This window comes from Virgibacillus halodenitrificans, from assembly GCF_001878675.1.
In the GTDB taxonomy this organism is placed as follows: Bacteria; Bacillota; Bacilli; order Bacillales; family Amphibacillaceae; genus Virgibacillus_Q; species Virgibacillus_Q halodenitrificans.
Genome location: NZ_CP017962.1, coordinates 1,988,880 through 2,010,243 on the forward strand (window position 1 = coordinate 1,988,880; position 21,364 = coordinate 2,010,243).

A 21,364-nucleotide genomic window follows, 5' to 3' on the forward strand; every position below is an offset into this window, starting at 1 on the left:
TTACATTACACGTTTAAACATTTTCTCTAGTTCATAGGAAGAAAAATGAATAATTATTGGTCTGCCATGTGGACAAGTGAATGGGTCTGTCGTTTTACGCAGATCTTCTAACAGACGAAACATATCATCATGGTTCAGATAGTGATTTGCTTTTATAGATCTTTTACAAGACATTAAAATAGCGGCTTCTTCTCTTATACTTTCAATATTCACTTTTTCCTCATTCATTATTTGGTCGATCATTTCACGAATGATCTCTTCCTCAAAACCATTAGGAAACCAATTAGGGTGTGATCGAATTACATATGTTTGATGACCAAAAGGTTCAAAAAACAAACCAACTTTTTCTAACTCTTCTTTATAAGTTTCAAGAAACAGGGATTCTTGTTTGGAAAATTCAAAAGTTAGAGGGATTAATAATTCTTGTGACTCATTAGTTGTTGTTCCAAGCTTTTTCTTAAAAAATTCATATTTAATTCTTTCTTGTGCAGCATGTTGATCAACCATATATAACCCATTCTCGTTTTGCGCTAAAATGTAGGTGCCCTGTAACTGACCAATGGGATACATAATTGGCACCCGTTGGGTATGAGTGGTAATCTGCTTTTCATTTAAAACTGACTCATCCTCCTTCATATCTACTTGAGAGGAAGGTGCATAAAAATCAGCTACAGGACCATTAGGTTGATACGTATTTGCTTCTTCGCCCTCTTTATTAGAAGGTTCTTCTGCTTCCTGGTAGCTTTGTTCACGTATAGTCTCTTCATGAGTAGGATATCTTACTTCATGTGTTGAGCTGTCACCAAAATCCATCATATTTTGCTGCGTCACTTCTTTTTTTGCAGGTTTCTGCTGCATTTCTGGTATAAGGGTGATCTCACGAAATTTATGTTTAATTGTATCTTCGATGGCTGAAAACAGTTCCTTTTCTTTACTAAATCGCACTTCAAGCTTTGTTGGATGGACATTTACATCTACTAATATAGGGTCCATTTTTATATCTAAGACTACAATAGGAGATCTGCCAATAGGTAGCAAGGTGTGATATGCACGAATGATTGCCTGTGTTAAAGGAATACTTTTTATATATCTGCCGTTAATAATGGTAGATACATAGTTTCTGGAAGCCCTCGTGATTTCAGGTTTCGCTATATAACCATGAATGGAAAAATCCAAAGTCTTCTTCTTGATTGGCAGCATTTTGCGGGCAACTCCCATACCGTATACTTGTGATATAACCTGCAAAACATCTCCTGTGCCAGGGGTTTTAAACAATCCTTTCCCATTATGGGTAGCTTCAAACCTGATTTCTGGATGAGACAATGCAAGCCTATTTAATAAATCAGTAATGTGCCCTAATTCTGTATGAATGGTTTTCATATACTTTAATCGAGCTGGAGTATTAAAAAATAAATCATCCACCGTTATCTCCGTACCACGTCGTGCATCCCCTTTTTTTCTTTCAATCATTTTTCCGCCTTCTAATTGCAATACAGTACCAGCATGCTTACCTTGTGAGGTTTTTATGGTTAGTCTGCTTACAGATGCAATACTTGCTAAGGCTTCTCCACGAAATCCCAATGTTTTTACATGAAATAAATCTGTTTCATTTTTAATTTTACTCGTAGCATGACGAAGGAATGCATGTTCACAATCGTCCTCTGCCATTCCTTCACCATCATCAGTAATTTTAATGTGCTGGAGCCCAGCTTCCATAAGTTCAACTTTAATCCATGTACTGTTTGCATCAATACTATTCTCTACTAATTCTTTTACAACAGATGCAGGGCGTTCAACTACTTCCCCAGCAGCTATTTTGTTAGCTAAGGCATCTGGCATTTGTATAATTTTCATGCAAACATTTCCTTTCCCTTAGTACTTTTTAACTTGTTTTTGCAAGCGGTACAATTCATTCATAGCATCAAGTGGGGTCAATGCGAAAAGATCCAATTCCTTTAGATCTTTAATTACTTTTTCTGAAGAGCCTATTTGTTTTTCATTAAGAGTTGGGCTAGAGGTTTGTACTTCATTAAAGAAGGATAATTGACCACTTTTAATTTCCTCTGTGTCTCCGTCCGTAGTGGGCTTTCCTTCGTTCTCAAGCTTCTCTAATATTTCACTTGCTCGATCTATTAGTTCATTTGGTAGTTCAGCCAGTTTCGCTACGTGGATACCGTAGCTTTTGTCTGCAGGACCTTCTTTTATTTGGTGAAGAAAAACCACATTACCTTCATATTCCTCTGCACGTACGTGAATATTTTTCAGTTGTGGCAGGGATTCTTCCAATATTGTCAACTCATGGTAATGAGTTGAAAACAATGTCTTCGCCTGAAGGTTATTGTGAATATATTCTACAATTGCTTGGGCAAGCGCCATCCCATCATACGTACTAGTCCCTCTTCCTATTTCATCCAACAATATTAAACTGCGATCTGTCGCATGGGATAAAGCATGTTTCGCCTCTAGCATTTCTACCATAAAAGTACTTTGACCAGAAACAAGATCGTCTGCTGCCCCAATTCTAGTAAATATTTGGTCGAAAATAATCAGTTCTGCATCTTCACAAGGAACGAAGCAGCCGATTTGCCCCATAATGACGGTTAAGGCTAATTGCCGCATATATGTACTTTTTCCTGACATATTCGGCCCAGTAATTAAAAGCATATTCCTCTCCGAATTCAACGAAATATTGTTCGGAACAAATGTACCATCTTTCATAACTTGTTCAATGACCGGATGCCTGCCCTTTTTTATAGTTAGTGTATTATTAGAAGAAAAACTTGGTCGTCGATAATTATTTATTTCACTCACTGTAGCAAATGCTTGTAATACATCGACTTTACTGACTACATCAGCAATATGTTGTAACTGTGGTATATGCTCTTTTATTTGGTCTCTGATTTCAAGGAATAGCTGATATTCCAACTCAATAATTTTTTCTTCAGCTTCTAAAATGAGCTGCTCTTTTTCTTTCAATTCCGGAGTAATATATCTCTCTGCATTTGTCAGCGTCTGTTTTCGTTCATATTTACCTTCTGGCAACAAATGAAGGTTTGCTTTCGTAACCTCTATATAATAACCAAAAACACGATTATATCCAATCTTTAGCGATTTAATGTTTGTCTCTTTCTTTTCTTTCAGCTCAAGCTCGGCTATCCATTGTTTTCCATTTCTAGAAGCATCCCTGTAAGTATCCAATTGGGAATGATAACCATCTTTAATTATCGAACCTTCCTTGATGGAAATGGGGGGATTATCTACTAAACTCGTGTTTAATAAGTCTACTAGCTGATTTGGAAATAGTATCTTATCAGCTAGCTTGTTTATTTCCTCACCTTGAAAGCCTGAAAGAATTGCCTTAATCTCAGGAAGTTTCTCTAAAGATTGTTTAAGTTGCACTAAATCCCTGGCATTTACATTTCCAAACGCTACTCTGCCTGCTAATCTTTCCATATCATATACAGACTTTAATACTTCTCTTAATTGGTCTCGCTCCATAAATGCTTGAATAAAGCCTTCTACTATTTCAAGTCTCTCTTCAATCTTTTTTTGGTTTAAGAGAGGACGTTCCAACCATTTTTTTAATAGCCTTGATCCCATTGCGGTTACAGTTTTGTCCAGAACCCATAGCAGACTACCATGCTTTCCTTTTTTAATAATGGTCTCGGTTAATTCGAGATTCCTTTTTGAATACATGTCCAAGGAAAGATGATGCTGCAGGTCAATGACTTTGGCTTGCTGTAAATGGTGCAAAGAACGTTTCTGTGTGTGTTGAACATAATTCAATAACCGGCTGAAAGCTTTTAATAGCCTTTCATCATTTAAGTTTTCGCAAAGGTCACGGTATTCAGCATTAAAATCTACAATATCCTGATAGGATAAGGTAACATTTAACTTACCCTTTAATTGCTGTTGTAATTGTTCTGGTAGATTAGAAGAGATAACTATTTCCTTAATTGGCTGATTATATAATTCGTGAATAACTGCATCCCATCCATCCATGATGAGAGCTAATCTGTTTTCTCCTGTAGATAAATCATGATAAACAACTACGTACGATCCGTCCTGAAAATGGGAAAGGCTGGCTATATAATTATTCTCTCCTTCACGAAGCATTGCTGACTCCATAACAGTACCTGGAGTAATAAGTTGAACCACTTCTCTTTTTACCACACCTTTTGCTGTTTTCGGGTCTTCAACTTGTTCGCAAATTGCTACCTTATATCCCTTTTCAATGAGTGTCTTAATATAATTTTCCGCAGCATGGTATGGAACTCCGCACATGGGTATAGGTTCTTTTTGTCCTGAATCTCTTTTCGTAAGTGTGATCTCCAGCTCTCTGGATGCTTGAATTGCATCATCAAAAAACATTTCATAGAAATCACCTAGCCGAAAAAATAAAAAAGCATCTTTGTTTTCTGCTTTAATTTTTAGATATTGCTCCATCATTGGTGTATATTTTGCCATCATTTTTCCTCCACTTACCCATTTATTCTTTTGCCATTATAGCATATTTCCCTTCCTTCCGACGAATAACGCAACCAATAATAATAGCGCAAGCGTCTGAAATAAGAAAGACAGGTTAGACCTGTCCTTTTTAATGCCTGTCTGACCTTAGAATTCACTTACTCGTCCTACTTCAGATTTACCACACTAGAACGTCCCGCCAGTTTAACTGCAGGTGTCTTTTAAGGAGAACTTAGTAAAGCCTAAAATTAGATAAATCTTTTCTAAGAAGAAAACTAGGACAATATTAATAAAAAATTCCCTTTTGACTTTACAATCAAAACCACCAGTGTGAACTGGTGGTTTGCTCTGCGGCTGAAAGCCTATATTACCGGCCTCGGCCTTAAAGGCCCACTGAATGGTTTCCCTTTTGCACCACATTCACTCACTGATTCTAAAAGAATCTCTTATTTTTTCTTCTTATTTTTCTCTCCCGTGAACGGGTCAAATTCTTCAAATAATGTTAACTGATCACTCATGTAGTCCTCTTTAAGCTGATTTCTAATATATTCTTGAATTTGATTTTTATTTCTGCCCACTGTATCTACAAAGTAGCCTCGACACCAAAATCTGCGATTACCATATCTATACTTTAAATTAGCGTGGCGATCGAATATCATTAAACTACTTTTGCCCTTTAGGTAGCCCATGAACTGAGATACACTTAGTTTTGGTGGAATGCTTACTAACATATGAATGTGATCTTTGCATGCATTTGCCTCGTGTATCTCAACCCCTTTTCTTTCACAAAGCTCTCTTACTATTTCTCCGATGCTTTTTTTATATTTTCCGTAAATAATTTGTCTTCTATATTTTGGTGCAAAAACTATGTGGAACTTACATCTCCACTGTGTATGTGCTAAACTATTCTTGTCCTGCATTGGACATGCCTCCTTCTTTGATGAGATTTGGTGGTCGGGAAACCAACCTTACCTTATCATGAAGAGAGGCTTTTTTTGTCCCCACGCTAGAAGCTCTATGGAACCCCCGGCATAGCCAGGGGTTTTCAAAGACCATAAAAAAATAAAATACGAGGATTAAATCCTCGTATTTAAAATTAGTCTTTATGCTCCATAAATTCAGGATCTACGTCACCTAGTTCATCGTCCGTTAACTCAAAATCCCATCCGTCATCATCTTCATCTTCGTGATCTTTTTCCCAATGTGGGTTTACTTTAACAGAAATTTTCGTCTCACCAATTACTTGAACAACAAATTCTCTTTCAATTTCCACAACAATTTTATGTCCTTTGTTGGAGATTTTGCACTCAAGGCAATTAGGTTGCTGAATCACCTTGGCAATGACATCAAACTCATCATTTATGCAATGCTCATCTTTAACGGAGAGCGGGATAATATCACAATAAGTGACCCTTTCGGTGACTACTTCTGTTTTCGTATTGTCATTATACGAATACCAGATGTTTATATCATAACTACCATTGATTTCCACTGTGTCCTCCGACTTTTTCTTAGCATTGTATAAATGATTAATTACCCAGCACCCAAGTATGCTTGTCGGTTTATGGGTTGGCGTAATTGAATGGGATGTTTGAGTGAACTTTTTTCCTTTACCACAAACGGCTTTCGTAATGATTTCTCTATAGTCACGGTTTAGAAAAGTCATAGCTACTTTTACCTCCTCTTTGTTCATAATCATTTTATGCAAGACAAATACCTAAAGTGCATAACATCTGAATAAGAAAAAGAGGAATGAATGAAGAAAAACTTTAGCCTTTGATAGCAACTTACAATTGTTAACCTTAAAAACCATTATTTTAGCGTTTATTTAAATTAGAAAGAAGAGGGTAATTTGCTAGTTACTGCTCACAGGAATTGAACATAGCCATTTATTTATAAGAACATTATTTTTAAAAATAGAAAACCAGAAAAAACAACTTGTTTTTTCTGGTTTCTTTCCTTAATTTAATGCCCACAACCCATGCTATTTTGCTTTTTGGAACCTGTTTCTCCTGCAAGGAGGTCTCCACCAGTGGATTCTATTACATTATTTGTTACCTCTCTTGCTATGGTCCCTGAAACTAATTGTAATACATCGTTCACTACAACCTGTGTTTCTTTAAACTCTTGCACAACAGGAATTGCGTCGATCTCTTCCTGCAAACGGTCAATTTCTGCTTCAACTTTCTTTAAAGCTTCTGATTTTCCATAAGCTTGGAAGTTCACAGCTTGTTTTTGTAGTGCCTTTATTCGTTTGATTAGTTGCTGTACCTTCTGATTTTCATTTATCTTTGCCTCTACCTGCTTAAATCGGTCAATCTCTTCCGTGCTAGCAAGCATACTCGCCAACTTCTTTGCTTCATTCAATATTTCTGTACGTGTATATTGAGCCATGTCAGTTCACCTCTACTGTATTTTCTACCATGATACCATTTAATGACCAAGTCTTCGCTTCTGTTATTTCAACTTCTACAATTTTTCCTATTGCTGATTTTGGTCCTTTAAAGTTAACAAGCTTATTCCTTTCCGTATAGCCGGCAAGTACATCAGGATCCTTTTTACTTTCTCCTTCTACCAATACACTAACAACTTTCTTGTCATACGTCTTCATTGACTCTGCCGATTGCTTATTCACCAATTCATTTAGGCGGTATAAACGTTGTTTTTTAACATCCTCTGGAATATCATCTTTCTTTCGAGCGGCTGGAGTACCCTCGCGTGGAGAGTATATAAATGTATATGCTGCTTCAAAACCTACTTCTTCCACTAAAGTCATCGTTTCTTCAAATTGTTCATCAGTTTCATTAGGGAAACCTACAATAATATCTGTGGTTAAAGTGGCGTTCGGCATGGCCTTTCGTATTTTATGAACTAATTCCAAATATTCTTCACGTGTGTATTTACGATTCATTTTCTTCAATACTTCACTGCTACCAGATTGGACAGGTAAATGAATATGATCCAATAGGTTACCGCCCTTTGCTAACACTTCAATCAAACGGTCATCAAAATCTCTTGGATGAGACGTCGTAAAGCGAACACGCGGGATATCTATTTTATGAATTGCATCCATTAAATCACCCAATCCATAGGACATATCATCAAAATCTTTACCATAAGCATTCACATTTTGTCCTAGTAGAGTTACTTCTTGATAACCTTGTGCTGCTAAATGGCGCACTTCTTGAATGATGTCTTCTGGTCTTCTGCTCCGTTCTTTACCACGAGTCATTGGGACAATACAATAGGTACAAAATTTATCACAGCCATACATTATATTAACCCATGCCTTAATTTTCCCTTTACGCGCCTTAGGAAGATTTTCAATTACATCTCCCTCTTTTGACCACACTTCTATTATCTTTTCCTTACCAAACATTGCTTCTTTGACCAAGTGTGGCAATCGGTGAATATTATGTGTACCAAAGATCAAGTCAACATGCTGATGTTTTTTTAGAATCCTATTTACAACAGATTCTTCCTGTGACATACATCCACAAACACCAAGAATGAGATCAGGCTTTTCCAACTTCAATGGTTTTAAATGACCGATTTCCCCAAATACTTTATTTTCTGCATTTTCACGGATAGCACATGTGTTGAGCAAAATAATATCTGCTTCTTCTGTTTCTGTTGTCGATTCATAACCCATTTCTGTTAAGATGCCTGCCATTACTTCTGTGTCATGTTCATTCATTTGACACCCGTATGTACGGATAAGGAATTTTTTACCTTCACCGATATTCTCCATGTCTTCAGGGATAGCAAAGTCATAATGTACATTTACTTTATCTCGTCCACGTTTACGTGCTTTATTTAAATTTGGAGGCTCATACGTAGTCTCAAAATATTTTGCAAAATCTGCACTTGTTTTTTCACTAAGTGGTTTTTCCAGACCGGATTTTCTGTCCGCGGCATCCACTTGTTTAATTTGTGCTTGCTCTTTACGCTGTTGTTCGTTCATTAAAGAAACTCCTTTCAATTTTAGCAAGGTTATACATTATTCCAGTATAAGCCCTATAAACAAAATTAACAATATGTAACCAAATAGCTAATAGGATAATTTCGCTTGTCTTAAGATAATTTACTAAAATTGTCATAAACAATTATCCAGCAATAAAATTATAATCGTTCCACTTATTACTACTGCTAATGTTATTTTTTAAATTCATTCCATACATTACAGTAGGAGGAAACTGCGACGTAACTTTATCAATGAAAAGCTCAGTGAAATATTTGAGGAGAATTGCCCCATTGATTTCCGTTTCAGGCGGACGCTTTCCACTGGCATGGCCTCAGCCGCTTCCTCCGCTACGCTCCGTCCAGGGTCTTCGCCTCATGCTATTCGAGGCCACTGAAAAAGTCCGGTAAATTCTTGAGAAGGCTAGTTCCAAAAAATTACATCACCACTTTTTAGCCTATGAGTGGAATAAACTGGTTCTGGCTCTCCATTTATGCATATTAACAAAACAAAATTTTGGGATAGCGTCTTTTGAAAAACTTCTATTTTAGTAGAAAATGACTTTTTCAGTGGCCTCATGCTATTCCGGCAGGAGTCGCCGCCCTCCACTCCAATCAATTTGTATGAGCTCTAATATTCCAAATGCGGAGTGGGTCTTTCACTTGCCCTCGGTGATGTAAAGTGACCTTTTTACTATCAATACTAAGTTAATTTATCGCTAAAAAGTAACACTTAAGCGGAGGAAAATACGGAGACTTCTGGGGGAGATGAGGCATAGGTGAGACCCCGGAATGCGTTAGCATGAGGAGGCTCATCAGCCGCTCCCGAAAAGCGCAGTGTTTTCCGTAGCGGAGGTGTAATCAGATTCAATATTTCAGTGAACTTTCGAGCAACACAGTTATTTTTCATACGCTAAAGACGAAAAGTTACGTCGTAGTTTATCTATTTACCGAATCATTGGTTAACTCTTTGAGACATTTTTATATACTTTAACCAATCAAAAAGCAGTATTACGTTTATGCGTAATACTGCTGCTTGTTTCTGGAAAAATAAGCTATCTTGGTTCAATAATAAGCTTAATAGCCGTTCTTTCTTCATTATCAATCATGATGTCAGTAAAAGCTGGTATACAAATAAGATCTACTCCACTTGGTGCAACAAATCCCCGGGAGATAGCTACTGCCTTAACTGCTTGATTTAAAGCACCCGCACCAATAGCCTGAATTTCTGCTGATCCACGTTCACGCAAGACATTTGCAAGTGCACCTGCTACTGAATTTGGATTTGATTTTGCTGAAACCTTTAATACGTCCATTACTAGTACCTCCTTGATTTCCTATTATAGTTCTATTTCTACTATATTCCTGGAGATGTTAGCTTATTACATTATTATGAACCAAAAATTTAAAACATTCAATGAATCATCCAAAAAACGGATGGTCTTCGTTTATTAGAATTCTTTCTACATGCGTAGCTTTTCCGTTAGACTTATCTATTGTAACCAGAATTCCGTTTAATTGTGTTCTTCCCTCTTTTGTAATTTCAAAACGTACCGGCATAGAAGTAAGGAATCTCTTAATTACGGCATCTCTTTCAACCCCTAATATTCCATCATAAGGACCAGTCATTCCAACATCTGATATATATGCCGTTCCATTTGGTAAAATGCGCTCATCTGCAGTTTGTGTATGTGTGTGAGTCCCCACAACTGCACTTACTCTTCCATCAAGATACCAACCCATAGCTTGCTTTTCACTAGTTGCTTCTCCATGGAAATCCAGAAAAATTATATTCGTCCGCTGTTTTGCTTCTGTAACTAATTCATCAATCTTTACAAAAGGATCATCGCTTGGTGGAAGAAATGCCCTTCCCTGTAAGTTAATAACGGCAACTTCCTGACCATTGAGGTTAATGTAGACAATTCCCTTACCAGGATTGTTTTCCGGGAAGTTAGCCGGTCTTATAAGGTTCTTCGCATCATCTATAAAATCAAATATTTCCTTTTTATCCCATGTATGATTTCCCATCGTAACTACATTTGCTCCATCTTCAAGGAACTTTTTATATATTTTCTCTGTTATTCCCTTACCAGAAGCTGCATTTTCTCCATTAACAATAGTAAGGTGTGGTCGATACTTTTCCTTTAACTTCGGTAGGTATTCATGTACCATGTCTCTCCCTGGTGAACCTACAACATCACCAATAAACAATATTTTCATGTTTATATCCATCTCCTTATACTAGTTTCCCAAAAGTTCTTCCGTATGTAACTCATATAACGATTATAAGCTATAACATATATCTAATTGTTTCTTAAGCAAAAATAAAAGCGGCCATATGACCGCTTTTATTTTGCATACTCTACTGATCTCGTTTCTCGAATAACAGTAACTTTTATATGACCGGGATAATCAAGCTCTCCCTCGATTCGCTTTCGTATATCTCGGGCAATTCGAACAGATTCAATGTCATCAATTTCATCAGGTTTAACCATAATTCGGATTTCTCTACCTGCTTGAATTGCGAATGATTTCTCAACCCCGGCAAATGATTCAGAAATTTCTTCCAGTTTCTCTAAACGTTTGATATAGTTTTCTAATGTTTCACTTCGTGCACCTGGTCTTGCTGCAGATAATGCATCAGCAGCAGCAACTAGTACAGAGATAATGGAAGTAGGTTCCTCGTCCCCATGGTGAGAAGCAATTGAATTAATGACTACTTCGTGCTCCTTATATTTCATTGCAAGCTCTTTACCGATCTCCACATGACTACCTTCCACTTCATGATCAATTGCTTTACCAATATCATGTAGTAATCCGGCTCTTCTTGCTAAGGTAACATCTTCACCTAATTCAGCAGCAAGCAGCCCAGCAAGATATGCAACCTCTGTAGAGTGCTTCAATACATTTTGTCCATAGCTAGTCCGATATTTTAGACGACCGAGAATTTTTATTAGATCCGGATGCAGACCGTGTACTCCTACTTCAAAAGTTGTCTCTTCCCCTATTTCACGTATATACTCATCCACTTCACGACGTGCTTTATCTACCATCTCCTCAATACGAGCAGGATGGATTCTGCCGTCTTGAACAAGTTTCTCTAAAGCCATACGAGCTGTTTCTCTTCGAATAGGATCAAAACCGGATAAAATCACTGCCTCTGGTGTATCATCGATGATTAAATCAATACCTGTCAGTGTTTCCAAGGTTCGTATATTTCTTCCTTCACGGCCAATAATACGTCCTTTCATTTCATCATTTGGCAAGTTAACAACTGAAACAGTTGTTTCTGCAACATGATCTGCAGCACAACGTTGGAGTGCCAACGAAAGAATATTTTTAGCCTTTTTATCAGCTTCTTCTTTTGCACGGTTTTCTGCTTCTTTAATCATTAAAGCCGATTCATGAGCTACTTCTTTTTCAATCCGCTCTAAAATAACTTGTCTAGCCTGGTCAGTTGTATATCCTGAAATGCGCTCAAGCTCCGTTTGCTGCTCTTGTAATGTAGTTTCCACTTTGCTTTCCATTTCTTCAATTTGTTGTTGTTTTTCTGTTAGTGATTGTTCTTTCTTCTCTAACAAGAGCTCACGCTTGTCCAGTGTTTCACTTTTTCTGTCCAGATTTTCTTCTTTTTGCATCAGACGATTTTCTTGCTTTTGAACTTCGTTTCGGCGGTCACGCAATTCCTCTTCTGTCTGCTGACGAAGTCTGTGATTTTCATCCTTCGCCTCAAGAAGTGCCTCTTTTTTAGCGGCATCTGCATTTCGGTGTGCCTCATCTACTATTTGTTTAGCTAACGTCTCTGCACTAGAAATTTTAGCTTCCGCAATAGATTTACGAATCAGATAACCAACAACAATACCGACGATTAGGAATAGAGCAAGCAAAATGGAGATGATTAAAGGATTGTCCATAATTTCACCTCCTGTTGCTATAAAATTTTACAATTCATTATTGTCGGCATGTACCATTTTTCAATGCAAAATTAATAATAAATCATAGAATATAAATTATAAATTTATACATTATTAATTTTAATTGTCTGTCACATGAATGTCAAGGAAACGTCATAAGTTGTTGGGTGAATATGGGAAAATATTTTTATTGAATAAAGTTATTTACTAACAAATAATCTTTGGTTAAAAACGTCTCTATACCCCCGAATCCAGAGATAATGTTCAAATCAAGCTGGAAATGCTATTTAATAATCTCTTTTTAATAAAAAAAGCCCCTTCTTCTATTGTGTAGAGGAAGGGAACTTCTCATCTATTAAACATCTAAACTTCCTTGACCTATTTCTTCTTCTGTTTCTTCTTTTGTTTCATCTAATTGATAGTGATCGCGTATAGCGCGGTGAATTTCCGCCATCATATCTGTATTTTCTTTTAAAAACTGCTTTGCATTTTCTCTACCTTGGCCTAGGCGTTCTTCATTGTAGGAATACCATGCACCGCTTTTCAGAACAATATCAAGATCTGAACCAATATCAAGAATTTCTCCTTCTTTAGAAATACCTTCACCATACATGATATCAACTTCTGCCTGTTTAAATGGAGGGGCAACCTTATTTTTTACTACTTTTATACGCGCTTTATTCCCCATTATATCATTACCTTGTTTCAATGTCTCAGCACGACGTACTTCTAATCGTACTGAAGAGTAAAACTTAAGCGCACGTCCCCCAGGTGTTGTCTCTGGATTACCAAACATAACTCCAACTTTTTCACGAATTTGGTTAATAAAAATTGCTGTTGTATGTGATTTATTAATAGCACCTGAAAGTTTTCGCAGAGCCTGCGACATTAATCGTGCTTGTAAACCAACATGAGAGTCTCCCATTTCACCCTCAATTTCTGCTTTTGGTACAAGAGCTGCTACAGAATCCACTACAATAATATCTACTGCACCACTTCGCACAAGAGCTTCAGCGATCTCCAATGCCTGTTCACCAGTATCTGGCTGAGATAGTAATAACTCTTCAATATTAACTCCTAAGGCACGTGCATAGTTAGGATCGAGTGCATGCTCTGCATCTATAAACGCCGCTTGTCCACCTTGTTTCTGCGCTTCCGCAATAGCATGAAGTGCAACAGTAGTTTTACCAGAAGATTCCGGACCATATATTTCTACTACTCTACCTCTTGGGTAGCCGCCTATTCCTAATGCTACATCCAAAGCTAAAGATCCACTAGGGATGGTGGCTATTTTTTGTAGTTCCTGTTCACCTAATTTCATAATGGACCCTTTACCAAATTGCTTCTCTATTTGTCTTAACGCCATATCTAACGCTTGTTTTCTATCGCTCAAAGTATTTCCTCCTTTAATCTACTATTTACATCATACTATGTTTTTTGATATTTGCCAAGAAAAACACGAATAAATGTTCTGCTTTTTCACAAGTAAAAAAGCAGTAGATATTGATTTTCTGACAATATCTTTTATTAAATAAGCTAATTTCTTGTATTACATTGAAAAGAATTATGATTTTATATAATTAAAAAGAATTTCAAATCCTTTTAGGACTGCTTTACTTCGAATAGCTGTTCGGTCTCCTTGAAAATAATATTCTTGAACTACATGCTTCCCTGCACGATCACTAACCGCAATAAACACGGTACCAACAGGCTTATTCTCCATTTGTCCTGGACCTGCTACTCCTGTAAATCCGATCCCAAAATCTGAATCTGTTCGCTTCCACGCATTTTCAGCCATTTCCAAAGCGCATTCTTTACTCACTGTACCAAATGATCGAATAACTTCATCAGAGACCCCTAACAGATCAGATTTCATTTTAGCATCATAACATATTATACCACCGCGGCAAACCTGTGAAGCACCTTCAACAGACACTAGTCTTTCAGTAAATTTACCTCCCGTTAAGCTCTCGGCAGCAGCTATTTTCTTACCAGCTTGTTTTAGTAACCTAATCAATTCTTCCTCAACAGTTTGTTCATCAGTACCATAATGGTATCTTCCTATCTTGCCCAATATTTTTTGTTTCGTTAAATCAAGTAGTTTATCAGCTTCTTCATCTGCTTTCGCCTTGACAGTTAACCGAATAACTACACCATCATTTTGAGCTAAAGGTGCTATAGTTGGGTTACTTTGATTTTTTATTAAATCATAAAGTTCATGTTCCAAGCGTGACTCACCAATCCCGATAAATTTTAGTACGGTAGATTTAATAATATCGGACTGGCCGGTCATTTCCTGCAAATACGGGAAGACCTCATTCTCCGCAAGGTATTTCATTTCGCGTGGTACTCCCGGAAGGAAAATCCACGTCTTTTTTTCGAAGCTTACAATCATTCCAGGTGCCATTCCCATTTTGTTATCCAATACATGTGCGCCTTCAAAAATCCGCGCTTGTTTACGATTATTAGGTGTCATTTCAGTATTTTGCTTTTTAAAATAGGAGATGATCTTTTCCATAGCTGGCTGATCCTCAACAATCCGAAGATTACTTATACGCTGGAAACCTTCCCTCGTTAAATCATCGTCTGTTGGGCCAAGACCGCCTGTCACAATAATAATATCAGAGCGTTCGTGTGCTGATCTAAAGGTTTCCTCTACTCTCGTAAGGTTATCCCCAACCACACCATGATAATAGACGTTTAATCCATACTTCGCCAGCTGTTGGGACAACCATTGGGCGTTTGTATTTGCAATTTGACCAAGCAATAATTCAGTGCCTACTGCAATAATTTCTGTTTTAATCTGTTTTGTCACTTAGAATCCCTCATAACATGCCAATTTTTAATAAAGTAATCCACACCTGAAACAATTGTAAAGAACAAAGCTACATAAAGCATTAATGTTCCAAAAGGAAACCCGATATAGGAAAAAGGAAAGTTGTGAAGTAAGAGAGCTGCAATAGCAATCATCTGGGTTGCTGTTTTTAATTTGCCCATACTCCCTGCTGCAAGGACAAAACCTTCACCTGCCGCAACAAGGCGAAGACCAGTGACAGCAAACTCTCTGCTTATGATAATTATGACAACCCATGCAGGAGCAAATCCCATTTCAACTAATAGAATTAAGGCTGCTGAAACAAGTAATTTATCTGCAAGCGGATCTAAAAACTTCCCTAAATTCGTCACTAAATTATATTTACGGGCATAAAAACCATCTACCCAATCAGTAACGGATGCGAAAATAAATAATATTGCTGCCACAAAATCGGCTATTGGTAATGTACTTTCACCAATCTGCCAGTTTCCCCAATTTAAAGGAAGGCTTAACAAGAGAATAAAGATGGGGATTAATAAAATACGTGATATGGTAATTCTATTTGGTATATTCATTAGTACGATTTCCTCCTAGGCTAACAAAAATAAGGTATAAAACCCTTCCTGTTAAATGGAAGGGTGTACACGGGTATAATAATTATTCAGATTGCTCTTGCAGATTTACCCATATCTTCTGCACTACATTTTCATTTGGGTCAACAGGATAATTTAACTCCACCCCATTTATGTTGATTGTTAAGGCAGAAGCGTTTCCAATGTTAAAATAAAGTTGTTCTGCCTTGGAGGCTTCCAACTCCATAGGTGTGTCCTCACTTGTTAACATCCCACTATAAAGTGATTCATTCTTTTCATCATTCACATCTAACCATGTTTCTCCAGACGCTTCCAAAGTCACTGTTACTTCATCTGTAGCATTCAGTAAATTAAAAGTTGACTTTGTACCACTGGACGCTTCTTCATCCAAACGAAGCTCCGGTTGTTTAGCCTTCTCTTGTTCTTGCTGATCTTTTGACTGATCGCCTTCTCCTTCTTTTGATTCGTCCTCATTTTTTTGCTCATCATTATCTTTGTTGTCTTGTTTATTATCTTCTGGGTTATTAATTATTATTTCATTTTCGTCCTGTTTTTGTGGAGAAGTCGAATTAGAATCTTCCATGGATTGTTTAATTAAAAACCATGCAACGAAAAAGATACCGATAATTAATAACACAACAATTATTGTAGGGATAACAGAAAACACCTTCGAGTTTTTATCCTGGTTGTTATCTTTTCTAGTCCGTTGTATTCTGCTGTATTGGACCTCTTCATCATTTTCTGTTTTAGGTATTTCTTCTTTATACTCTTGTAATAACTCAGCTGGGTCTATTCCAACAGCATTAGCGTATTCTTTAATAAAAGCTCTGGCATAAAACTTACCAGGTAAAATATGCAGGTTGCCGTCCTCAATAGCTTTCAAATATCTCTTTTGAATTTTCGTAGTTTCCTGCAAGCTATCCAATGATAGCCCTTTTGCTTCTCTAGCTTCCTTAAGCCTTGAACCTACTTCCATAACTAACACCATCCATTTTAAAAATCGAACATAGAAAATCCGCTTTCCTGATTAAATTGCTGGTCTTCAAGCGGCTCGTATGTAATTTTTTCATCTTCATGACTGCGTAATTCAATAATATAATCAAAATCATCTATATTATATTCTGTAGATTGAACAAAGATATCAGGGTGTTCGACTACTTTTATAGCAGGCAGCTGCATAACCTCTCTAATTAATTGCCAATGTTGTTCATTTGCTCGTCGTTTAGAAACAACTCCGTCTATAATATAGATATTATCTGTGTTGTACTCTCCTTCTATCAATTTACTTCGTACTGTTTGCTTTAATAAGGTGCTGGAAACAAATAACCACCTTTTATTTGCACAAACACTTGCAGCGACCACTGATTCTGTTTTACCAACTCGTGGCATTCCTCGTAAACCAATTAATTTATGACCTTCTTCTTTATATAATTCTGCCATAAAATCAACTAATATTCCAAGTTCATCACGAACAAATCGAATAGTTTTACGATCGTCCACATCTCTATGGATATATTTCCCATGGCGGACAGCTAATTTATCACGTAGCTTAGGTTTTCTAAGTTTTGTAACAATTATTGTATCCATTGTTTCCAAGATTAGTTTTAGCCTCTTTATATTTTCATCATACTGAGATAGGAGCAGCATTCCTCTTCGCTGATTTTCCACGCCATTTATTGTAATAATATTTATGGAAAGCATTCCTAACAAAGAGGAAATATCACCAAGTAAACCAGGACGGTTTACTTGAATCTCATATTCAAAATACCATTCCGTTTTTTCCATGAGTAGTCTCCTTCTGTTTCCATAATAATACAAGATTAATATAAGTCTATCATAAATGATTTTTGGCTGGGTGAAAAGTAATTATCTTTACAAAATATAAAAACAATAAAAAGCTGCAGGTAATTATTCTGCAGCTTTTTATAACGTTACTTATTTGCCTTTATTTTGTACTAATTTTACCATTGTGTTGGCAATTGCTTGTTGTTCTTGTTCTGATGCCGCATTCCACAGTTCACGAAGTACAGCCTCTTCATTATTTTTAGCATCAACGCTTTGTGCAAGATAATCTCCAACCTCATGTGCAACGTTTTGAATCGTATCCTCACTCATACCTTGCTGCTTCGCTTGATCTAATTTATTGGCCAAAAAACCTTTCCATGATTCAAAGTTATCAAGAACTGACATATATATGCCTCCTTCAGTTTTTTTACATGTATAGTATTTGAGTATCTTATTTGTTTATACATGCTTACTGAAGAAATTTAATTACCATCCACCAGTAATATTAATTACTTCGCCTTGAATATAAGCTGAGCGGCTATCCATTAGAAAACTTACTACATGAGCAACTTCATCAGGATGTCCTGCCCGGTTTATTGGTATGTCTTCTATTATTACTTTTTTTTCCTCTTCTAGAAAATGGCCATTCATTTTAGTATCAATATATCCTGGACTTATTGCATTCACTGAAACACCTGAACGAGCAACTTCTTTTGCAAGAGCTTTAACAAAACTGTTTTGCGAGCCCTTAACTGAAGAATAAAGAACTTCATTACTTGCGCCTTGCTCCGCCCAAATAGACGTAATAAAAATAATATTGCCGTTTTGGCGTTGGACCATGTAAGGCAATAAATGCTTTATAAGCATCCATGGCGATTTAACATGTAATGCAAGCATTTCATCCATTAGTGATTCTGTAGCATCCTGGAAAACACCAAAAGATGTCTTACCACTCGCAAATATGAGATGATCTACAGGAAAAACCAATTGTTTCAGAAAATTTTTCAGCTCGTTGGAAGAAGTTAAATCAGCCTGAATCATTTGTAATACGGATTCACTACCCAAATCTTTAATGTGATAATCCAAAATTTCTTTGTTTTTATTGTAATGGAGAATTAGCTTATATCCATCTTGAGCCAATCTTTTTGAGATCGCCATACCAATATCACCACTTGCTCCAACTATTAATACATTATTCCCCATATCTTTAACCTATTTAGCTGAAATCGTACAAACAGCTATTCTTTCTTCAGTAATCCACTGTCGGAGGAATTGAGTTGCATCTTCAAGGCTAAGTTTCTGTATAGCAGGAATGACCTCAAAAAAGTCAATGTCCAGCATGTGGTATTGAGTATATTGGTTGGCAATGAATTCTAAGGAGTTCATTTGTCTCAACAATTGACCAATTTTTTTCTTTTTCATACGCTCAAATTCTTCTTCTGTAAGTTGAATACGATTGGTTGATAATAGTTGTTCTTTTACTTTAGCAGCAAACTTTTCCGGCTCTGCAGAATTACTGCCTATCAAAGTATAACCAAAGTTCTTTTCTAAATTCGTTTCAAAATAAAAACTATCATCAATTAAATTTTGTTCATATAATTCCTGATAAAATGTTCCGCTTTTTGAAAAGTAATGGCTGAGTAGCATATTTTGCAATAGATCCTTGTGTAAGTAGTCCTTACCAAAAAGTTCACGAACAGATTCCTTAATACCAACCGTACACTTTGGTATAGATACAGGCATATTTAAGTAAGTTTCTTTTTTGGCTACGTGTTCTGGCTCGTCTGGGAACTCCCTTAAAATATCATCCATTTTTGCAAATTGCTTAGATTCCTGATTTTCTTTAATGAGAGACATCATTTTTCCGGCTTCAAAATTCCCCGCCAAGAATAGAGTCATGTTTTCTGGATGATAAAACGTGTTATAACACATATATAAATCATCTTTCGTGATAGAATGTATTGACTCAACCGTACCAGCTATATCAATGTTCACGGGATGCTTTTTAAACATGCTTTTTATAGTCCCCATAAAAGCTTGCCAATCAGGTTGATCATCATACATTTTAATTTCTTGAGCGATTATGCCTTTTTCCTTTTCTACCGATTGCTCAGAAAAGTATGGATCTTGTACAAAGTCAATCAATGTTAGTACGTTCTTTTCAATATGATCTGTAGCGGAAAATAAATAAGCAGTCTTCGTAAAAGAAGTATAAGCATTCGGAGATGCCCCTTGTTTTCCGAAGTCGGCAAATACGTCCCTATCCTCTTTTTCAAATAGCTTATGTTCGAGGAAATGCGCAACCCCTTCAGGAACAGTGACCTTATTCTTCTCTCCAATAGGTACAAACGTCTGATCAATCGATCCATAATTTGTTGTAAAAAGACCATATGTTTTTGCCATTTCTTTTTTTGGTAATAAGAGGACAGTTAATCCATTGGCCAGTTTCTCTGAATAGATAGTCTCTTCTATATGTGAATAATTTTTGCTATTCATCAGAAGCATCCCCCTTTGTTGTTAATAAATATAATGTATCTTCCTCCAGTTTCTTTGCTACTTGGACTACATCTTCTTTTGTGACTTTATTTATATTATCAATAAGTTGTTTTGGAGGTAAAATCCAATCAGATAATACTTGTTGATATAATAATTCGATCAAACCTTGGGGATGATCCATTGTTTCCAGTAGTTGATTTGTTATCAATTCTTTTATCTGTTGCATATCCTCAAGAGAGAAATCCCCATTTTTCATTGCTTCAACTTGAAGTCTAATAATATCACGCGCTTTTTCGTAATCCTCTGGGGCAATCCCGCTAAATACAAGTAACAAACCTTTTTGACTTTCCATACGGGAGGCAGCATAATACGCAAGACTGTTTTTTTCTCTTACATTGATGAACAATTTAGAGCTTGGAAAACCACCAAATAACCCATTAAATACATGTAAAGCAGAATAGTCGTCATCCCGGAAAGTAACATTCGTTCGATATCCAATATGAAGCTTAGCCTGTTGAAGTTGTTGCTTTTCAATTATTTCTTTCGGTTGTTTTACTTCTTTTTTAGTTTGTTTTTGTTTAGAAGACTTTTCTGTTAGCACATTACTTTTTTTATCTTCCAATTGCTTATGAAGCATCGGAGAAAGAATGTCATTAATGTGTTCTTCATCATAATCTCCCTGAATATATATATCAATCTGATCTTCCATTAACATTTTCTTATAATAGTTGTATAAATTAGTGCTATCTATTTCGGCTAGATCTTCTTCGTACCCATGGACGTGTAAACGATAGTTTTCATTTTCACACATTTCCTCAATCAACCTTATATTTGCATAAGCCATTTTATCATCTTGTACAGACTGAATTTTTCTTAGCAAGGTATCTTTTTCTCGTAGTATAACTGCATTGTCAAAGGAGCCGTTCACTTTTCTCGGATTAAACAGCAGTTCAATCAATAAAGCAATCCCTTCCTCTGTAATACTGGAAGCATCAGGCACAAATTTTTCATTTGCAAGTTCTAACCTGAGACTTAAAATATGACTCTCTCCCTTTTTTCCTCCATCAATGGATAATGTTGCACCATATAGATCAGCAAGTTTCTTTTGTAAATCCTGCTTGGTTGCATAGTTTTCAGTCCCTTGCTGCAAAATATAAGGAAGGAGTGCTCTTTTCGTAATTGTTTCTCTTTCTAAGTTGCCTTTTATTTTAACAACAATTGATAATGTCTTATATTTCTTTGTTTTAATAAAATGTAGGTTAAATCCTTTTTCATTTTTAATTCTTTCAGTAAATCCGAGCATTCTATAACCTCCAGTAAATGTCGTATACCCA

18 protein-coding genes are annotated in these 21,364 nt (G+C 36.4%); all 18 read right to left on the reverse strand.

The window, feature by feature from the left end; all coding sequences use genetic code 11:
* The gene (gene mutL / locus BME96_RS10450) at nt 1-1,854 is read right to left on the reverse strand and encodes a DNA mismatch repair endonuclease MutL (protein ID WP_071649042.1); all 1,854 of its coding nucleotides are present in this window, start codon (nt 1,852-1,854) and stop codon (nt 1-3) included.
* An 18-nt stretch (nt 1,855-1,872) separates the two neighbouring features.
* Entirely contained in the window at nt 1,873-4,467 is a 2,595-nt protein-coding gene (gene mutS, locus BME96_RS10455; RefSeq protein ID WP_071649043.1) for a DNA mismatch repair protein MutS, read from the reverse strand.
* A 446-nt stretch (nt 4,468-4,913) separates the two neighbouring features.
* Entirely contained in the window at nt 4,914-5,387 is a 474-nt protein-coding gene (tnpA, locus tag BME96_RS10465; protein WP_071649045.1) for an IS200/IS605 family transposase, read from the reverse strand.
* A gap of 176 nt (nt 5,388-5,563) precedes the next feature.
* Nucleotides 5,564-6,133: an outer spore coat protein CotE gene (cotE, locus tag BME96_RS10470; protein ID WP_019378502.1), complete on the reverse strand. Its 570-nt coding sequence runs from the start codon at nt 6,131-6,133 to the stop codon at nt 5,564-5,566.
* A gap of 299 nt (nt 6,134-6,432) precedes the next feature.
* On the reverse strand, nt 6,433-6,861 hold the full coding sequence (locus BME96_RS10475) for a YlbF/YmcA family competence regulator (RefSeq protein ID WP_019378503.1): 429 nt from the start codon (nt 6,859-6,861) through the stop codon (nt 6,433-6,435).
* A 1-nt stretch (nt 6,862) separates the two neighbouring features.
* A complete protein-coding gene (miaB, locus tag BME96_RS10480; RefSeq protein ID WP_060681851.1) occupies nt 6,863-8,431 on the reverse strand; it encodes a tRNA (N6-isopentenyl adenosine(37)-C2)-methylthiotransferase MiaB in 1,569 nt (522 codons plus the stop codon).
* Between the two features lie 1,051 nt (nt 8,432-9,482).
* On the reverse strand, nt 9,483-9,743 hold the full coding sequence (locus BME96_RS10485; RefSeq protein WP_019379345.1) for a stage V sporulation protein S: 261 nt from the start codon (nt 9,741-9,743) through the stop codon (nt 9,483-9,485).
* A gap of 106 nt (nt 9,744-9,849) precedes the next feature.
* Nucleotides 9,850-10,647 carry a TIGR00282 family metallophosphoesterase gene (locus tag BME96_RS10490; RefSeq protein WP_019379344.1) on the reverse strand — a complete coding sequence of 266 codons (798 nt, stop codon included), beginning with the start codon at nt 10,645-10,647 and terminating at the stop codon, nt 9,850-9,852.
* 128 nt (nt 10,648-10,775) lie between these two features.
* Entirely contained in the window at nt 10,776-12,341 is a 1,566-nt protein-coding gene (gene rny / locus BME96_RS10495) for a ribonuclease Y (protein ID WP_060680179.1), read from the reverse strand.
* 355 nt (nt 12,342-12,696) lie between these two features.
* Entirely contained in the window at nt 12,697-13,734 is a 1,038-nt protein-coding gene (gene recA, locus BME96_RS10500; RefSeq protein ID WP_019375497.1) for a recombinase RecA, read from the reverse strand.
* Between the two features lie 171 nt (nt 13,735-13,905).
* A complete protein-coding gene (locus tag BME96_RS10505) occupies nt 13,906-15,156 on the reverse strand; it encodes a competence/damage-inducible protein A (RefSeq protein WP_071649046.1) in 1,251 nt (416 codons plus the stop codon).
* Nucleotides 15,153-15,731 carry a CDP-diacylglycerol--glycerol-3-phosphate 3-phosphatidyltransferase gene (gene pgsA, locus BME96_RS10510; RefSeq protein ID WP_071649047.1) on the reverse strand — a complete coding sequence of 193 codons (579 nt, stop codon included), beginning with the start codon at nt 15,729-15,731 and terminating at the stop codon, nt 15,153-15,155. Before pgsA ends, BME96_RS10505 begins: the two co-directional genes overlap by 4 nt.
* An 82-nt stretch (nt 15,732-15,813) precedes the next feature.
* Nucleotides 15,814-16,725 carry a helix-turn-helix domain-containing protein gene (locus tag BME96_RS10515; RefSeq protein ID WP_071649048.1) on the reverse strand — a complete coding sequence of 304 codons (912 nt, stop codon included), beginning with the start codon at nt 16,723-16,725 and terminating at the stop codon, nt 15,814-15,816.
* A gap of 17 nt (nt 16,726-16,742) precedes the next feature.
* Complete coding sequence (locus BME96_RS10520; RefSeq protein ID WP_060680171.1) at nt 16,743-17,534, reverse strand: YmfK family protein; 792 nt, start codon at nt 17,532-17,534, stop codon at nt 16,743-16,745.
* Nucleotides 17,535-17,684: 150 nt separating this feature from the next.
* Nucleotides 17,685-17,939: a DUF3243 domain-containing protein gene (locus BME96_RS10525; RefSeq protein WP_019375492.1), complete on the reverse strand. Its 255-nt coding sequence runs from the start codon at nt 17,937-17,939 to the stop codon at nt 17,685-17,687.
* Nucleotides 17,940-18,020: 81 nt separating this feature from the next.
* On the reverse strand, nt 18,021-18,737 hold the full coding sequence (gene ymfI, locus BME96_RS10530) for an elongation factor P 5-aminopentanone reductase (RefSeq protein ID WP_071649049.1): 717 nt from the start codon (nt 18,735-18,737) through the stop codon (nt 18,021-18,023).
* A gap of 9 nt (nt 18,738-18,746) precedes the next feature.
* Nucleotides 18,747-20,030, reverse strand: a complete 1,284-nt coding sequence (gene yfmH, locus BME96_RS10535) for an EF-P 5-aminopentanol modification-associated protein YfmH (protein WP_071649050.1) — start codon at nt 20,028-20,030, stop codon at nt 18,747-18,749.
* A complete protein-coding gene (yfmF, locus tag BME96_RS10540) occupies nt 20,023-21,333 on the reverse strand; it encodes an EF-P 5-aminopentanol modification-associated protein YfmF (RefSeq protein ID WP_060680166.1) in 1,311 nt (436 codons plus the stop codon). The genes yfmH and yfmF overlap by 8 nt, the downstream gene beginning before the upstream one ends.
* Nucleotides 21,334-21,364 lie beyond the last annotated feature (31 nt).

What these genes read in the sequence shown, in the direction of transcription:
- mutL (WP_071649042.1), bottom strand. Translation starts at nt 1,854, where the DNA reads ATGAAAATTATACAAATGCCAGATGCCTTAGCTAACAAAATAGCTGCT.
- mutS (WP_071649043.1), bottom strand. Translation starts at nt 4,467, where the DNA reads ATGGCAAAATATACACCAATGATGGAGCAATATCTAAAAATTAAAGCA.
- tnpA (WP_071649045.1), bottom strand. Translation starts at nt 5,387, where the DNA reads ATGCAGGACAAGAATAGTTTAGCACATACACAGTGGAGATGTAAGTTC.
- cotE (WP_019378502.1), bottom strand. Translation starts at nt 6,133, where the DNA reads ATGACTTTTCTAAACCGTGACTATAGAGAAATCATTACGAAAGCCGTT.
- BME96_RS10475 (WP_019378503.1), bottom strand. Translation starts at nt 6,861, where the DNA reads ATGGCTCAATATACACGTACAGAAATATTGAATGAAGCAAAGAAGTTG.
- miaB (WP_060681851.1), bottom strand. Translation starts at nt 8,431, where the DNA reads ATGAACGAACAACAGCGTAAAGAGCAAGCACAAATTAAACAAGTGGAT.
- BME96_RS10485 (WP_019379345.1), bottom strand. Translation starts at nt 9,743, where the DNA reads ATGGACGTATTAAAGGTTTCAGCAAAATCAAATCCAAATTCAGTAGCA.
- BME96_RS10490 (WP_019379344.1), bottom strand. Translation starts at nt 10,647, where the DNA reads ATGAAAATATTGTTTATTGGTGATGTTGTAGGTTCACCAGGGAGAGAC.
- rny (WP_060680179.1), bottom strand. Translation starts at nt 12,341, where the DNA reads ATGGACAATCCTTTAATCATCTCCATTTTGCTTGCTCTATTCCTAATC.
- pgsA (WP_071649047.1), bottom strand. Translation starts at nt 15,731, where the DNA reads ATGAATATACCAAATAGAATTACCATATCACGTATTTTATTAATCCCC.
- BME96_RS10515 (WP_071649048.1), bottom strand. Translation starts at nt 16,725, where the DNA reads ATGGAAGTAGGTTCAAGGCTTAAGGAAGCTAGAGAAGCAAAAGGGCTA.
- BME96_RS10520 (WP_060680171.1), bottom strand. Translation starts at nt 17,534, where the DNA reads ATGGAAAAAACGGAATGGTATTTTGAATATGAGATTCAAGTAAACCGT.
- BME96_RS10525 (WP_019375492.1), bottom strand. Translation starts at nt 17,939, where the DNA reads ATGTCAGTTCTTGATAACTTTGAATCATGGAAAGGTTTTTTGGCCAAT.
- ymfI (WP_071649049.1), bottom strand. Translation starts at nt 18,737, where the DNA reads ATGGGGAATAATGTATTAATAGTTGGAGCAAGTGGTGATATTGGTATG.
- yfmH (WP_071649050.1), bottom strand. Translation starts at nt 20,030, where the DNA reads ATGAATAGCAAAAATTATTCACATATAGAAGAGACTATCTATTCAGAG.
- yfmF (WP_060680166.1), bottom strand. Translation starts at nt 21,333, where the DNA reads ATGCTCGGATTTACTGAAAGAATTAAAAATGAAAAAGGATTTAACCTA.